This is a genomic window from Idiomarina sp. Sol25 (assembly GCF_033052775.1).
Taxonomy (GTDB): domain Bacteria; phylum Pseudomonadota; class Gammaproteobacteria; order Enterobacterales; family Alteromonadaceae; genus Idiomarina.
In genome coordinates, this window is sequence record NZ_JAUPEW010000001.1 from 73,192 (window position 1) to 88,937 (window position 15,746).

Consider the following 15,746-nt stretch of genomic DNA (forward strand, 5'->3'; position numbering starts at 1 on the left):
TTGTCCAGTCCTCTGCAAAATCGTCTCGTTGGCACGTTAATATTGGTGGCGTTAGCCGTGATCATTATTCCTGATGTGCTTGATGGCGAAAAGAAAGGGTCTGTGGAACCAATGGAAACCATTCCGTTAAAGCCCGCAGTAGAGGAGCAGCTACAGAAACCTGAAACTCTCTCAGATAGAGCAGTAGCAGAGCCGGTTACGGTTGAAGAAGCGTCATCAAATGTTGAGAAGACAGATGACGAGGCCGCTTCGGTTCAGGACGACACAAACGTACAGGCTCCCTCACGTGAGCCAGTCGAATTCGCGGTCGACGGTAAAGCCTGGGTGATTCAGTTAGGTGCTTTTAGTCAGGAAGACAGCGTTAAGCGGCTAATTTCTCAGTTACAGGCAAAGGGTTTTGCCGCATACTCACAAAAAGCCTCAGGCAGTTCTTTGATTCGGGTATTGGTTGGTCCTGATACGTCTAAAGCAGAGCTTGAAAAGCAATTAACGCCATTAAAAGAATTAACCGGTCTTGAAGGTAAGGTCATTACCTACCGGCCATAAGTTTTGCAATATATGCGAAAAGAAATCACATTATGAATCGCATTCTGTTAAAATCGCCCGCGTCTTTAGCTCAGCAATTGTGAGTCATTATGCTCTGGATTGACTACGCCGTTATCATTGTTATTGGCCTTTCTACGCTTATCAGTCTGGTAAGAGGCTTCGTTAAAGAAGCCGTGTCTCTGGCCATCTGGATAGCAGCTTTTTTTATCGCTAGTCAGTTCTACGAAGATCTCGCGGTATACTTTACCCAAATTGGTGACCCTTTGGTGAGAAACGCAGCCGCTATTGCTGCATTGTTCGTAGCGACACTTATTCTGGGCGCTATTATCAATTATATTCTTTCTCAATTAGTTCATCACACCGGCTTATCAGGAACTGATCGGGTTCTTGGTCTGGTGTTTGGCGCCTTACGCGGAGTGCTGATTGTCAGTGCGTTATTATTCTTTATCGACTCCTTTACCACGTTATCTTCCAGTGACTGGTGGAAGGGGTCCGTGTTAATTCCCCATTTCGGTATATTTATTCAGTGGTTTTTCAGTTATCTGGAAAACAGCTCCAGTTTTTTAGTCCCTCAACCTGTATAAAAAGGTGAAAAGACATGTGTGGTATTGTTGGTATTGTTGGTAAGCAACCTGTTAACCAAGCGCTTTACGATGGGTTAACTATGCTTCAACATCGTGGCCAGGACGCCGCTGGTATTATGACAGTTGATGAACACTGTACTTTGCGTTTAAGAAAAGCCAACGGACTGGTAAGGGATGTGTTCCATACGCGTCACATGCACCGGTTGTCGGGCAACGTTGGTATTGGTCATGTGCGTTATCCTACTGCAGGTAGTTCGAGTTCAGCGGAGGCGCAACCATTCTATGTTAATTCGCCTTTTGGTATTGCGATGGCTCACAACGGTAATTTGACGAATGCTGCTGACGTTCAGGAACATTTGTTTCAAACGGCTCGTCGTCATATTAATACCACCTCCGACTCGGAAATTTTGCTGAACATTTTTGCCAATGAGCTGGATAAAAACGAGAGTTTAACGCTGAGCGAAGAAGACGTTTTTCGCACCATGACCGCGGTTCACCGTCAGGTTCGTGGTTCTTACGCTGTGGTAGCTATGATTCTGGGTCATGGCATGGTTGCATTCCGTGACCCGTGGGGCATTCGTCCTTTAGCTCTGGGGAAACGCGATACCGACGAAGGCGAAGAATACATTGTTGCGTCTGAAAGCGTTGCCATTGACGGCACCGGTTTTAAATATATGCGCGATGTCGAGCCTGGTGAAGCTATTTATATTACTAACGACGGCAAGCTGTATTCTCGTCAGTGCGCTGATAAGCCAATACATTGTCCGTGTATTTTTGAATACGTGTATTTTGCGCGTCCTGACTCGTTTATTGATGGCATTTCGGTCTATGCCTCTCGGGTAAATATGGGCCGTAAGCTGGGCGAGAAGATAAAGCGTGATTACGACGATCTCGATATTGATGTGGTTATTCCAATCCCTGAAACCAGCTGTGATATTGCTTTAGAGATAGCCAGCGTGCTGGACTTACCTTATCGCCAGGGCTTTGTGAAAAACCGCTATATTGGTCGTACCTTTATTATGCCGGGACAGACTCAGCGACGTAAATCAGTACGCCGAAAATTAAATGCCATTAGCGCGGAATTCCGTGGTAAAAATGTTCTGCTGGTTGATGATTCAATTGTACGTGGGACAACATCAGAGCAGATAATTGAAATGGCTCGAGAAGCCGGTGCAAAAAAAGTCTATTTTGCATCAGCGGCTCCGGAAATTCGCTTCCCGAACGTTTACGGGATTGATATGCCAAGCGCTAACGAGCTGATTGGTCACGGACGTGAAGCAGCGGAAATTCGTGACATAATTAAAGCTGATGGTCTCATTTATCAGGATCTTGACGATTTAATTGAAGCAGTAGGAGCTGAAAATCGTTCTATTAAACGTTTTGATACCTCGGTATTCAGTGGTGAATACGTAACGGGTGATGTGAGTCAGGAATACCTGGATCGTTTGCATGCGGCACGTAACGACGTTGCGAGGTCCGACCGTGACGGCTCAGAAGACGCCAACCTGGAACTTCACAACGACAACGATTAATTTATTCTGAAATAAAAGACTGAGCGCTTGGCGCTCAGTCTTGCTGGAATGGATACACTGAACCCAGCTTCATAATTTGTGTTAACTCATCTAGCGCCGTACGCGATTCTTCCAATAGCGCAGGGTCACGTAAATCATCGACCGCTAACTCGTCACGGTAATGCTTCTCTACCCACTGATTCAAACGATTAAATAGCCCGTCAGACATTAGGCAATTCTGGTTTGCACCAGCTATTTCTTCATCGTTTAAAGCAACACGTAAACGCAAACAGGCTGGACCGCCGCCGTTACGCATACTTTGTTTCACATCAAAGTATTCAACCCGCTTAATCGGGCTGTCAGCGCTTTGTGTTAATTGTTCGAGATAGGAACGGACATTATCGTTTTCCTGACACTCCGTAGGCGCGACAATGGTCATTTGACCATCGGGTGGTGTGATTAACTGAGTATTGAATAAATAGGTATTTACTGCGTCCTGAATACTTACTTGCTCTGTAGCAACTTTAATGAAATGTAGCGGATGTTCGCCGAATTTGCGTTGAATTTCTGCTAATTTCGACTCGGTATCTGCAAAGGCCTGCTCGTGATAAAAAAGTACATTTTGATTACCGACTGCAATGACATCGTTATGAAACACGCCCTGATCAATGACATCGGGGTTCTGCTGAATGTAAACGGTGTTGTCTTCACTTAAACCATGCAACCGGGCAATTGCCTGGGAAGCTTCCAGAGTCTGTCTTGCCGGAAAGCGCTTAGGTGCAGGTTTAGAGCTGTCGAAAGCGTAACGGCCAAAAACAAAGAGTTCAATTCCGGCATGACCATATTCACGGCAAAGGCGAGTGTGGTTCGCGGCACCTTCGTCACCAAAGTGTTCATTGTCCGGCAAGTGAGTGTGATGCTCAAAATAACGACCATTATTGAACATTGCCTGCAGAATACGGCCACTGGTTTGTGGTTCTAACGAACGGTGAAACTTATTGGTCAGATTCGCCGGGGTAAAATGCACTTTCCCGTTAGCGGTGTCTGCACTTGGCGACACCGTCGCGGCATTGGCTGTCCACATACTGGAAGCGGAGCAAACGGCCTGAAATATAGCGGGGGCTTCGGTTGCTGCACGGTACAACACTTCGGAATCAGTACCGTGGAAGCCCAGACGACGTAAAGCAAAAATATCCGGGCGTTCCTGTGGGGCTAACACGCCTTGTTTCATTCCCATATCGTGCAAGGCTTTCATTTTTTTCAGGCCTTGCAGGGCAGCATGTTTAGGGCTGGAAGTTGCTTTTGCATTAGCTAAAGAGGCAACGTTGCCGAACGACAGCCCAGCGTAATTATGAGTTGGGCCAACCAAACCGTCATAGTTGACTTCGAAGTGTTGCATGCTCACTTTTCGATACTCCCTGCACGTGTCGTGCACCTAAAAATAGAAACTTAATTGCCATTATACTGTTTTAAAACTGCCTTGAAAGCCTTTATTTTTCTGGACTTTGGCCTGCTAGTTTAATTATGACTGTTTATTTAACTTGTGCGAATTTTTATCAAATAACCGAGTTGCGGTTGTTTCTGCGAGCGATAACCGATATACCTAAAAAAGGCCGCTAAAGAGCAATTGCACTTGTAATTGTTACTGTTAGCACGTATATACACGGTCATCTACAACAAGAGAACGATTATTCTATGGCAAAATCGCTCGTCATTGTCGAGTCTCCGGCAAAAGCCAAAACGATTAATAAGTATTTAGGTAAGGACTTTGTCGTTAAGTCCAGTGTTGGTCATGTCCGTGATCTGCCTACCCGTGCCACTGAGACTATAAAGAGTAAGCCGGCTGCGGAAGTACGCAAAATGGCGCCTGACGCTAAGGCAAAATACCAGAAAGAACGTGATTATAAGCGACTGATTGCTCGTATGGGGGTTGACCCGGAAAATGACTGGGAAGCACATTACGAGGTTTTGCAGGGAAAAGAGAAAGTCGTTAAAGAGCTAAAACAGTTAGCCAAAAAGTCAGATGAAATTATTCTGGCAACGGATTTGGACCGCGAGGGGGAGGCGATAGCCTGGCACTTGCGGGAACTTATTGGTGGTGACGACTCGCGTTATAAACGCGTGGTGTTTAATGAAATAACGAAAAAAGCCATTCAGGAGGCCTTTGAACATCCGGCAGAGCTGAACACTGACCGGGTTAATGCGCAGCAGACCCGACGTTTCCTGGATCGCGTCGTTGGTTTTATGGTGTCTCCCTTACTGTGGAAAAAAATCGCCCGAGGGTTGTCAGCAGGGCGTGTCCAATCTGTTGCTGTAAGGCTTGTGGTTGAACGTGAGCGTGAAATTAAAGCCTTTGTACCGGAAGAGTACTGGGACGTCCATGCGGACTTAAATACGCCTGCGGACGAGTCTCTGCGCATGCAGGTGATGAAGCAGGCAGGTAAGAACTTCCGTCCGTCCAATAAACAGGAAACGGACGCGGCCTTAGCGCTACTGAAAAAAGCCGATTATGAAATTACCGGGCGTGAAGATAAACCAACGTCCAGCAAACCCAGCGCGCCTTTTATTACCTCGACTCTGCAGCAAGCTGCCAGTACCCGATTAGGCTTTGGCGTCAAGAAAACCATGATGATGGCTCAGCGTTTGTATGAAGCGGGTCACATTACGTACATGCGTACTGATTCAACCAATTTAAGTTCTGAAGCTGTCGATGCTTGTCGTGAATTGATTACCAAGGATTTTGGTAAAAATTATTTACCGGATGCTCCTATCCGTTACGGTGCCAAAAGTAACGCACAGGAAGCGCACGAAGCGATACGCCCGTCAGACGTAAAGGTTAAGTCTGAGTCACTGGCGTCTGTTGAGCGAGATGCGCAACGTTTGTATGAACTTATCTGGCGTCAATTTGTGGCCTGCCAAATGGTACCGGCTCGTTATGACAGTACCACTTTGACGGCAACCGCCGGCGATTTTGAATTGAAAGCTCGCGGGCGCGTTATGCGGTTTGCGGGTTGGACTAAGGTAATGCCCCCGGCCAGTAGTAAAAAAGATGGTGATGCGACCTTGCCCGATGTAAAAAAAGGCGATGCATTAGAGCTGGAGAAGCTGAACCCGGAACAACATTTTACTAAGCCACCGGCGCGTTATGGTGAAGCTTCTCTGGTAAAAGAACTAGAGAAACGAGGCATTGGTCGTCCATCAACTTATGCTTCCATTATTTCTACCATTCAGGATCGCGGTTATGTTCGGGTTGAGAGCCGTCGGTTCTTTGCTGAAAAAATGGGTGAAATTGTCAATGACCGCTTGATTGAAAACTTCACTGAGCTAATGAATTATAACTTTACGGCGGAAATGGAACAGGCTCTGGATGATATTGCCGCCGGAAAGCGGGACTGGAAAGAGACTCTGGATAAGTTTTATGCTGACTTTAAAGAGCGCCTGGAAAAAGCTGAACTGGAACCGACCGAGGGAGGCATGCGTGAGAACAGCATGGTTCTTACCGATATCGACTGCCCTGAGTGCGGTCGAAAAATGGGAATAAGAACAGCTTCCACGGGTGTATTCCTTGGTTGTTCTGGCTATAACCTGCCGCCCAAAGAACGTTGTACTAAAACGCTTAACCTGACACCGGGCGAAGAAGCGATAGAGGTGACTGACGAAGAAGAGCGTGAAACTGAAGCGCTTCGAGCCAAAAAGCGTTGTCCTAAATGTGGCACCGCAATGGACAGTTACCTTATTGACGAAAAGCGTAAGTTACACGTTTGTGGTAACAACCCAACCTGTGACGGTCAACTGGTTGAAGAGGGGACTTTCCGCATTAAGGGGTATGATGGACCCACCATTGAATGCGATAAGTGTGGCTCTGAAATGCAGTTAAAAACGGGACGCTTTGGTAAGTACTTTGGCTGCACTAACAGTGAATGTAAAAATACCCGGAAATTACTGCGAAGCGGAGAAGCTGCGCCACCGAAAGAAGATCCGGTGCCGTTACCTGAGTTACCTTGTGAAGAGTCGGATGCTTACTTTGTGCTAAGAGACGGGGCTTCCGGTATTTTTCTTTCGGCCAATACCTTCCCTAAATCGAGAGAAACTCGGGCGGTAACGGTAAAAGAACTGGCTCAGTTTAAAGATCGTTTACCGGAAAAATTCAAGTACCTGGCAGAAGCGCCTAAGGAAGATAATGACGGTAATGATGCTATTGTTCGTTTTTCAAGAAAGAACAAAGAACAGTACGTTGTAACTGAAATTAAGAAGAAACAAACGGGTTGGAAGGCGTTCTACCGTAACGGTAAGTGGCAGGTAGAAGAAAAGTAGCTAAAGGCTTACGAGCAAACACTCAATTTGCCAATAGTTAAAAGATAAAAGCTGGACTAACATAGTGCCGTGTCTATTGAAGGACACGGCACACCGGACACGGAGGTCCTAATGTTATTGTCTCGCTTGAGCATAACACTTCCCGCTGCTTTTCCGGCAGCGGGTTTTTCTTTTCTGAACCCCGCTAAAATACTGAAAAAACAATCCGGGCAGGCGAGTGTTGAACTGCTGGTCGTCTGGCCTGTTATCGTCGCCTGCGTTTTTACTTTTGTTCAGGCTCTTTTTATTTGGTGGGCGCAGCAAACACTCACGGTAGCGAATCAGTATGCTGTGAGAGCGGGAAGTCTTAACCATGGTAATAATAATGCCATGGTGAACACGCTGGCGGCAGGAATGGCCGGTTTAAAACCACAACTGGACATTGATAACAAAATAACCGCCGCAGCTGAGGCTATAGCTAAACAGCGACTGCATTTCTCGCGGTTTGGACAATTAAAGGTTCTCTCGCCCAGTACTGATGATTTTCGCCAGTTTTCCGACTGGCGTTGGGATCACGAATTGCAAAAAGATGTATTGGAAATTTCGGTCGATCATTATCATGCGCGGGCTGGCGATAATGCCTCAGAGGAATGGCATCAGGCACGCGTTTTGGTCATTGAAACTTATTGGTGCTTGCCACTGGCAATTCCAATTGCTGCTGATTTTCTGGCGGCAACACAGAGTTTACTCTCAGATTCAAAAGCTGCGACTTACTGTGCCGGCCGCAGCACTTTATTCGATAAACCGTTGTGGGGGTTATCGAATACCGCTCAACATGCCATGTTAAGCGGCTACCGACAGCAATAAAATTTAACGAACGTCGTGATAATCGACACAGGCCTGTAATGTGTTCTCAATTAATGAAGCCACTGTCATGGGGCCAACGCCACCGGGAACAGGAGTGATCCAGCCAGCTCTTTCGGCAGCGACAGAGAATTCAACGTCACCGGTTAACCGGCCGTCTGGTAAACGATTCATTCCTACATCTATGACAATTGCGCCCGGTTTAATCCACTCGCCGGGAATGAACTCTGCTTTGCCTACGGCAACGACGACGATGTCAGCACGCTTTACATGGTCAGATAAGTCTTTGGTAAAGCGATGACATACCGTTGTCGTTGCTCCGGCCAATAATAATTCCAGACTCATTGGACGACCGACAATATTTGATGCCCCGACAACTACGGCGTTTAATCCATGTAAGTCGATTTGCGTGTGCTCTAACAGTGTCATAATGCCCTTGGGGGTACAGGGGCGCAAAGCAGGAATACGTTGTGACAAGCGTCCGATATTGAAAGGATGAAAACCATCGACATCTTTATCCGGCCGAATTCGTTCTAAAATCGGTGTGGCGTCAAGGCCAGCGGGCAACGGAAGCTGAACTAAAATACCATCTACGGCGTCGTCATCGTTCAGTTCTTCAATGAGCTTTTCAAGTTCTTGTTGCGTAGTGGTTATTGGCAAGTCGTAATCAAACGAGCGGAAACCAACGTCTTCGCAGGCACGGCGCTTGTTGCCCACGTAAACTTCTGAAGCGGCGTCGCTTCCGACTAGGACAACAGCTAACCCGGGCGCCCGTAAACCGGAGTCAAGGCGTTCTTTTACTTGCTGTTTAACCGATTGGCGAACAGTGGCAGCGATGGTTTTACCATCGATAATTTGAGCTGGCATAATGACGTTCCCAAAGATGAGAGAATTCAAGGTGATGTATAAGACGTATTGTAACTTTTTTCGGTCCTGAATGTCACCGGTTGTTGGTTTAGTCGTCAGGTTGTTGCAAAAGTAGCCAGTCGGCATCAATAACCGAAAAAAAGTTTGACGGGTCAGCATTCAGCAGGTAATATTCGCCACCGTTGTCGACCAGCAATGGCGTTTTTAAAAGCTGCGTCTGACACGGCTTTCGGAGAAATTCGGCGATTAGCGCAGTTTGGTAGCGCACTTGGTTTGGGTCCAAGGGGTCGCAGGTTCAAATCCTGCATCGCCGACCATTCTTCTGACGGTTTGTTGGTTCGATATGCGCCCGTAGCTCAGTTGGATAGAGCAACGGCCTTCTAAGCCGTGGGTCGCAGGTTCGAATCCTGCCGGGTGCGCCATAACGCGCCAAAGAAATCACTCAGTGGTGGGTGTAGCTCAGTTGGTAGAGCCCCGGATTGTGATTCCGGTTGTCGTGGGTTCAAGTCCCATCATCCACCCCATTTCTTTTGAAGTCATATTCTGTATTTCGGCGATTAGCGCAGTTTGGTAGCGCACTTGGTTTGGGTCCAAGGGGTCGCAGGTTCAAATCCTGCATCGCCGACCATTACACTAATTCCCCTTTTTCTTTTTAGCCACTACTGCTACATTTATCGGATACTTAATCAAAAGATTGTGTTGTTAATCCTTAGCTGGAGCTATTGTTATGGACTTTAAGAAAAGTTTAAAGAACCCCGCTGAAGCGTTTGATTCTCCGCAAGACGTGGCAAATCATCCCAAGCTTTCAAACGAGCAGAAAATTGAAGTGCTTACGCAGTGGCGCTACGATGAACTGGAAACCGAAGTAGCCGATCAAGAAAACATGGCCGGGGATAAACCGGATAAACTGGGTGAAATCAATAATTTACTTCTTGAACTTAAAGATAAATCTTAGTTATTTTTCCTTCCGTTAAAGTGAAGCCTAAAAATTGCCGCTCGGGGGCTCGACTCCGGGCGGTCACCTCGCTATAATGCTGCGTCATTTTTAAAGGTCAACGCCGTTGCCGTATCTCATTTTTATAATGATAAGTTGATGCGCGTAACATTCATTGATTGAAACCGAGGTAATGAAGCAATGCAGGTTTCTGTAGAGACAACTCAAGGTTTAGAACGTCGTGTGACTGTTACAGTCCCGGCAGATACAATTGATAGCGAAGTAAAACGCTTATTAAAAGAAGAATATCGCCATCGTCGTGTGAATGGTTTCCGCAAAGGAAAAATTCCACCGAACGTATTACAGAAGCTGTTTGGTCGCGAAGCCCGTTCACGTGCAGCGTCAAGTGTCATGCAAAGTAAGTACTTTGAAGCTGTTATGCAGGAAAAACTGAACCCTGCTGGCGCACCTGCAATTGAACCTAAAGTCAATGAACCAGGTAAAGATCTTGAGTTCACGGCTACGTTTGAAGTGTATCCAGAAGTAGAAGTACAGAACCTGGACAAAGTAGAAGTTGAAAAGCCTGCTGTTGAAGTCACTGAGAAAGACGTTGACAACATGCTGGAAACGTTGCAGAAACAACACGCTGACTGGAAAGAAGTTAAGCGTAAATCCAAAAAGGGTGACCGTGTCACTATGGATTTCGTTGGCTCTATCGACGGTGAAGAATTTGAAGGCGGTAAAGCTGACGACTTCGCGCTCGAACTGGGCGAAGGTCGTATGATTCCTGGTTTTGAAGATCAAATTAAAGGAATTAAAGCGGGCGAAGAAAAGACTATCGAAGTCACTTTTCCGGAAGACTACCACGCCGAAAACCTAAAAGGTAAAGAAGCGCAATTTGTGGTCACTGCGAAGAAAGTCGAAGCACGTGACCTGCCTGAGCTAAACGATGAGTTCGTTGCATTGTTCGGCGTGAAAGAAGGCGGCGTTGAAGCGTTGAAAGAAGAAGTTCGCAAAAATATGGAACGCGAGCTGAAAAACGCAGTGAAAGCAAAAGTTAAAGAACAAGTACTGAAAGGTATTGTTGAAAACAACGACGTTGAACTACCTAAATCAATGATCGACCAGGAAATTGACCAGCTACGTAAGCAAGCTGCTCAACGCTTTGGTGGTAATGCTGAACAAATGCCTGACTTACCGGCTGAGTTGTTCGAAGAGCAAGCGAAAGAGCGCGTTAAAGTTGGTTTGTTATTAGGTGAAGTGATTCGTGGTAACGAGCTTAAAGCTGATGATGAGAAAGTTGATGAGATAATCGCGACAGCAGCTTCTGCTTATGAAGACCCGCAGGAAGTTGTCGAGTACTACAAGTCAAACAACGATATGATGCAGCAAGTTCGTAACTTAGCGTTGGAAGAGCAGGCTATCGAATTTGTGTTGGAAAAAGCTTCCGTGAAAGACAAGAAAGCAAGCTTTGACGACATCATGAATCCGAAGCAGCAGTAATCTCTTGTAACGGAATCCTTGACGGGTCCCGCTACAGCTTGGTTTAATGGCTCGTATGACCTCATACGAGCCATTTTTATTTCAGGAGCTTTATAAAACATGTCGAGCGATATTCAGGATCCAATGGCACAGCTAGTCCCTATGGTCGTCGAGCAGACTTCGAAAGGTGAGCGCTCTTACGACATCTATTCGCGTCTCTTAAAAGAACGTGTCATTTTTTGTTGTGGTCAGGTAGAAGATCACATGGCCAATCTCATTGTGGCTCAGCTACTGTTTTTAGAATCAGATAATCCTGATAAAGACATTTATCTGTATATTAACTCGCCTGGTGGCGTAGTGACCGCTGGTATGGCTATTTACGATACCATGCGTTTTATTAAGCCAGACGTTAGCACCGTGTGTATGGGGCAGGCAGCCAGTATGGGAGCATTTCTGTTAGCTGGAGGCGCTCAGGGTAAACGTTACTGTTTACCTAATTCCCGAGTAATGATTCATCAGCCTTTGGGCGGATTCCAGGGGCAAGCGTCAGATTTTGAAATACATGCGAAACAAATTTTGGATCTGAAAGAGCGTTTAAACCGTATGTTAGCGGAGAACACAGGTCAGGATTACGATAAAGTGGCCAGAGATACTGATCGCGATCACTTTTTATCGGCAGAAGAGTCAATCGATTACGGCCTTGTCGATGGTATTTTACGTCAACGTGGCGAAGAGTCCTGAGTTGGCACAGAGCAGTTAGGAGAAAAGCATGACGGATCAGTCCAAAGGTGACGGCGATAAGCCGCTATATTGCACTTTTTGTGGCAAAAGTCAGCACGAAGTTAAGAAGCTTATTGCGGGACCGTCCGTGTTCATTTGTGATGAATGCGTTGAGCTATGCAATGACATTCTAAAAGAAGAAATTCATCAACTGTCTCCGGTTCCGGATCAGGATGAGTTGCCTGTGCCAAAAGCTATTCGTAAGAATTTGGACGACTATGTTATTGGTCAGGATCGCGCTAAAAAGGTGCTGTCAGTAGCTGTTTATAATCACTACAAACGCTTACGCGGTTCAGCGAAGCAAGAAGTTGAGCTTGGCAAAAGTAACATCTTGCTAATTGGGCCGACAGGCTCAGGTAAAACTTTCCTGGCTGAAACCTTAGCCCGTTATTTGAATGTGCCATTTACTATGGCCGATGCAACAACATTAACTGAAGCGGGCTATGTTGGCGAAGACGTTGAAAATATTATTCAGAAACTTTTACAGAAATGTGATTACGACGTTGAGAAAGCAGAACGCGGCATTGTCTACATTGATGAGATTGATAAGATTTCCCGTAAGTCGGACAACCCGTCGATTACCCGTGATGTTAGTGGCGAGGGTGTGCAACAAGCCTTGTTAAAACTGATCGAAGGAACCGTTGCTTCTGTGCCGCCGCAGGGTGGCCGGAAACATCCTCAACAAGAGTTTTTGCAAGTCGACACATCAAAAATTCTGTTTATTTGCGGTGGGGCTTTTGCCGGTTTAAATAAAGTTATCGAGCAACGCTTGTCGACTGGAACCGGTATTGGTTTTGGTGCAGAAGTGAAGAGTAAGACGCAAAGTGAAGAAGGAGCAATTATTGCCAAAGTGGAACCAGAAGATTTGGTTCGCTATGGATTAATCCCTGAATTCATTGGTCGCTTACCGGTTGTCGCTACGCTAGATGAGCTCGACGAAGAAGCGCTGATTGAAATTTTGCGCGAACCAAAGAATGCGTTAACCAAACAGTATTCAGCTTTGTTTGAAATGGAAGATGTTGAACTGGAGTTTCGTGAAGACGCGTTAAGAGCTATCGCCAAAAAAGCTATGGCTCGCAAAACAGGTGCTCGTGGTTTACGTTCCATTGTTGAAGGTGTTCTGCTGGGTACTATGTATGAACTGCCTTCTATTGAAGGTGTCGCGAAAGTTGTAGTGGATGAGTCAGTAATCGCTGGTGAATCCGATCCTATTCTAATTTACGCAAATCAGCAGAAAAATAAGCAGGCTTCGGGTGAATAATCCGAAACTGTATTAAAAGTGTTCGAAAAAGGGCCGGAAAGGCCCTTTTTTTCTGTCAAGGATTGAACTTTCAGGTAAAGACCGCATATTACAAAGTAAACCTAGGTCGGGAGAGAATTTAATGAGCGAAGAGCGCACCGAACAATTAACGATGCCGGTTCTGCCGTTGAGAGATGTTGTGGTATACCCACATATGGTGATACCGCTGTTTGTCGGTCGGGAAAAGTCGATTCGATGCTTACAAGCTGCTATGGATGAAGATAAACAAGTTTTTCTGGCGGCTCAGAAAGACGCTTCTGTGGATGAACCTACTACTGAGGATATTTATCAGGTAGGTACAGTCGCGACGGTCTTACAGTTACTGAAGCTACCCGACGGTACTGTTAAAGTGCTGGTCGAAGGTAAGCAGCGGGCGCAGCTGGATGAATTGCAGGATAACGAAGAATATTTTCAGGCCAGTATTCATTACCTGGCCGCGGAAGAGTTGCCGGAAAAAGAGGAAGAGATTCTTATTCGTTCGGCACTGAATCAGTTCGAAGGCTATGTGAAGCTAAACAAGAAGATTCCACCGGAAGTATTGACGTCTTTATCAGGCATTGAAGACGGTGACCGTTTAGCGGATACAATGGCTGCTCATATGCCACTGAAACTTGCAGAAAAGCAGACTATTCTTGAAATTACCGACATTCGCGAGCGCATCGAACACCTGATGGCTCTGATGGAAGGTGAGATCGATATCCTGCAAGTAGAAAAACGCATTCGTAGTCGCGTTAAGAAACAGATGGAAAAAAGCCAGCGCGAATACTATTTGAATGAGCAAATGAAAGCCATTCAGAAAGAGCTGGGTGAAACCGAAGATGGCGTCGATGAATTTGAGCAGCTGCAGAAGAAAATTGATGACGCTAAAATGCCAGCAGAAGCGAAGAAAAAGACTGAAGCTGAGCTGCAAAAATTAAAAATGATGTCACCGATGTCGGCGGAAGCAACTGTCGTACGCGGTTACATTGATTGGATGGTATCGGTTCCATGGAAAAAACGTTCGCGTATTAAGAAGGATTTAGCTCACGCCGAGAAAGTTTTGGATGCTGACCATTACGGGCTAGAGAAAGTTAAAGAACGTATTATTGAATATCTTGCGGTACAACAACGAACCACCAAAGTAAAAGGTGCGATTCTTTGCTTAGTGGGTCCCCCGGGTGTAGGTAAAACGTCGTTGGGACAGTCGATAGCGAAAGCAACGGGACGTGAGTACGTGCGTATGGCATTAGGCGGCGTGCGCGATGAAGCGGAAATACGTGGTCACCGTCGCACTTATATTGGCTCTATGCCGGGTAAACTGATCCAAAAAATGTCGAAAGTTGGCGTTCGTAATCCTCTGTTCTTGTTAGATGAAATTGACAAAATGTCGGCTGACATGCGCGGTGACCCGGCTTCAGCATTGCTTGAAGTTCTGGATCCGGAGCAAAACATTAACTTCAATGACCATTATCTTGAGGTGGATTACGATTTATCAGATGTCATGTTTGTTGCCACATCGAACAGTATGAATATTCCAGCGCCATTATTAGACCGCATGGAAGTTATTCGTTTATCGGGTTACACCGAAGAAGAGAAGCTAAATATAGCGAAGCGACATTTATTAACAAAGCAAATTGGCCGTAATGGTTTAAAAGAAAAAGAAATAACGGTTCAGGACAGTGCCATTATAGGCATTATTCGGTATTACACCCGCGAAGCGGGAGTACGTAATCTTGAACGTGAGTTGTCACGCTTATGCCGTAAATCGGTGAAGCAAATTGTGCTGGATAAATCGATAAAGCACGTTGAGATTACCGGCGACAACCTGAGCGATTATCTGGGCGTGCAACGGTTTGATTACGGTAAAGCAGAAGAGGCCAATCAAATCGGTCAGGTTACCGGTCTGGCCTGGACTGAAGTTGGTGGTGACTTGCTGACCATCGAAGCAACTAACGTAGCCGGTAAAGGGAAAACCACCACCACAGGCTCTCTGGGTGATGTGATGCAGGAGTCCATTCAGACGGCCCTTACAGTTGTGCGTAGCCGTGCTGACAAACTAGGGATAGCCGAAGACTTTCATGAAAAACGCGATATTCATGTGCACGTGCCAGAAGGCGCCACACCAAAAGATGGACCGAGTGCGGGTATTGCTATGGTTACAGCTATGGTGTCGTCGCTAACCGGTAAACCTGTTCGTTCTGATGTCGCAATGACCGGCGAGATTACGTTGCGTGGGGAAGTTCTGGCCATTGGTGGCTTAAAAGAGAAATTACTGGCGGCTCATCGCGGTGGAATTAAGCATGTGTTAATTCCTAAAGAGAATGAACGCGACTTAAAAGAAATTGCCGATAACGTAAAAGAAGATTTAGTGATTCAGCCAGTAAAATGGATTGACGAAGTATTAGATGTCGCTTTGGTTAAAGGTTAATCAATAGACTGATACTAAAGTCATATTAAAGCACTAGAATGCGGCCTGCGGGTGAGAAATTGTCCCTCAGGCCGCATTTTTTCGTTAAAAAGTGAGTAAAAAGGGTTTTCAATCTAAAAGACTGTGGTAGCCTAGGCTTTATAGCTGATTCACATGTATGACATAAGAACAGCTGGAT

13 protein-coding genes and 4 tRNA genes are annotated in these 15,746 nt (G+C 46.0%); 14 read left to right on the forward strand and 3 right to left on the reverse strand.

The window, feature by feature from the left end:
* From Q5L94_RS00305 to purF, 3 genes are all read left to right on the forward strand, one after another.
* Positions 1-546: an SPOR domain-containing protein gene (locus Q5L94_RS00305; RefSeq protein WP_317496526.1), complete on the forward strand. Its 546-nt coding sequence runs from the start codon at positions 1-3 to the stop codon at positions 544-546.
* 89 nt (positions 547-635) lie between these two features.
* Positions 636-1,130, forward strand: a complete 495-nt coding sequence (locus tag Q5L94_RS00310; RefSeq protein ID WP_317496527.1) for a CvpA family protein — start codon at positions 636-638, stop codon at positions 1,128-1,130.
* A gap of 14 nt (positions 1,131-1,144) precedes the next feature.
* On the forward strand, positions 1,145-2,662 hold the full coding sequence (gene purF, locus Q5L94_RS00315; protein ID WP_317496528.1) for an amidophosphoribosyltransferase: 1,518 nt from the start codon (positions 1,145-1,147) through the stop codon (positions 2,660-2,662).
* A gap of 34 nt (positions 2,663-2,696) precedes the next feature.
* Here the strand turns inward: purF and astB are convergent, their stop codons facing one another.
* Positions 2,697-4,040, reverse strand: coding sequence for an N-succinylarginine dihydrolase (astB, locus tag Q5L94_RS00320; protein WP_317497188.1), 1,344 nt, complete (start codon positions 4,038-4,040; stop codon positions 2,697-2,699).
* A gap of 296 nt (positions 4,041-4,336) precedes the next feature.
* On the opposite strand from astB, the gene topA reads away from it, so the two are divergent.
* Both topA and Q5L94_RS00330 read left to right on the forward strand, forming a co-directional pair.
* On the forward strand, positions 4,337-6,955 hold the full coding sequence (topA, locus tag Q5L94_RS00325; RefSeq protein ID WP_317496529.1) for a type I DNA topoisomerase: 2,619 nt from the start codon (positions 4,337-4,339) through the stop codon (positions 6,953-6,955).
* A gap of 111 nt (positions 6,956-7,066) precedes the next feature.
* Complete coding sequence (locus Q5L94_RS00330; protein WP_317496530.1) at positions 7,067-7,801, forward strand: pilus assembly protein; 735 nt, start codon at positions 7,067-7,069, stop codon at positions 7,799-7,801.
* A 3-nt stretch (positions 7,802-7,804) separates the two neighbouring features.
* On the opposite strand, the gene folD is transcribed toward Q5L94_RS00330, so the two are convergent.
* Positions 7,805-8,665 (reverse strand): bifunctional methylenetetrahydrofolate dehydrogenase/methenyltetrahydrofolate cyclohydrolase FolD, encoded by an 861-nt coding sequence (folD, locus tag Q5L94_RS00335; protein WP_317496531.1) that lies wholly within the window; start codon positions 8,663-8,665, stop codon positions 7,805-7,807.
* A gap of 88 nt (positions 8,666-8,753) precedes the next feature.
* The gene (locus Q5L94_RS00340; RefSeq protein ID WP_317496532.1) at positions 8,754-8,933 is read right to left on the reverse strand and encodes a hypothetical protein; all 180 of its coding nucleotides are present in this window, start codon (positions 8,931-8,933) and stop codon (positions 8,754-8,756) included.
* On the opposite strand from Q5L94_RS00340, the gene Q5L94_RS00345 reads away from it, so the two are divergent.
* The 9 genes from Q5L94_RS00345 (at position 8,906) to lon (ending at position 15,568) form a co-directional block, all read left to right on the forward strand.
* Positions 8,906-8,982 (forward strand) — tRNA-Pro (locus Q5L94_RS00345). The two genes, Q5L94_RS00340 and Q5L94_RS00345, sit on opposite strands and share 28 nt — an antisense overlap.
* Positions 8,983-9,010: 28 nt before the next feature.
* Positions 9,011-9,087, forward strand: a tRNA-Arg gene (locus tag Q5L94_RS00350).
* Between the two features lie 26 nt (positions 9,088-9,113).
* Positions 9,114-9,189: transfer RNA gene (locus Q5L94_RS00355), tRNA-His, on the forward strand.
* A gap of 27 nt (positions 9,190-9,216) precedes the next feature.
* A tRNA-Pro gene (locus Q5L94_RS00360) sits at positions 9,217-9,293 on the forward strand.
* A gap of 99 nt (positions 9,294-9,392) precedes the next feature.
* A complete protein-coding gene (locus Q5L94_RS00365) occupies positions 9,393-9,620 on the forward strand; it encodes a hypothetical protein (protein WP_317496533.1) in 228 nt (75 codons plus the stop codon).
* A gap of 180 nt (positions 9,621-9,800) precedes the next feature.
* Positions 9,801-11,102 carry a trigger factor gene (gene tig, locus Q5L94_RS00370; protein ID WP_317496534.1) on the forward strand — a complete coding sequence of 434 codons (1,302 nt, stop codon included), beginning with the start codon at positions 9,801-9,803 and terminating at the stop codon, positions 11,100-11,102.
* 99 nt (positions 11,103-11,201) lie between these two features.
* The gene (gene clpP, locus Q5L94_RS00375; protein ID WP_317496535.1) at positions 11,202-11,822 is read left to right on the forward strand and encodes an ATP-dependent Clp endopeptidase proteolytic subunit ClpP; all 621 of its coding nucleotides are present in this window, start codon (positions 11,202-11,204) and stop codon (positions 11,820-11,822) included.
* Positions 11,823-11,850: 28 nt separating this feature from the next.
* Positions 11,851-13,122: an ATP-dependent protease ATP-binding subunit ClpX gene (clpX, locus tag Q5L94_RS00380; protein WP_317496536.1), complete on the forward strand. Its 1,272-nt coding sequence runs from the start codon at positions 11,851-11,853 to the stop codon at positions 13,120-13,122.
* A 121-nt stretch (positions 13,123-13,243) separates the two neighbouring features.
* Positions 13,244-15,568 (forward strand): endopeptidase La, encoded by a 2,325-nt coding sequence (lon, locus tag Q5L94_RS00385; protein WP_317496537.1) that lies wholly within the window; start codon positions 13,244-13,246, stop codon positions 15,566-15,568.
* Positions 15,569-15,746 lie beyond the last annotated feature (178 nt).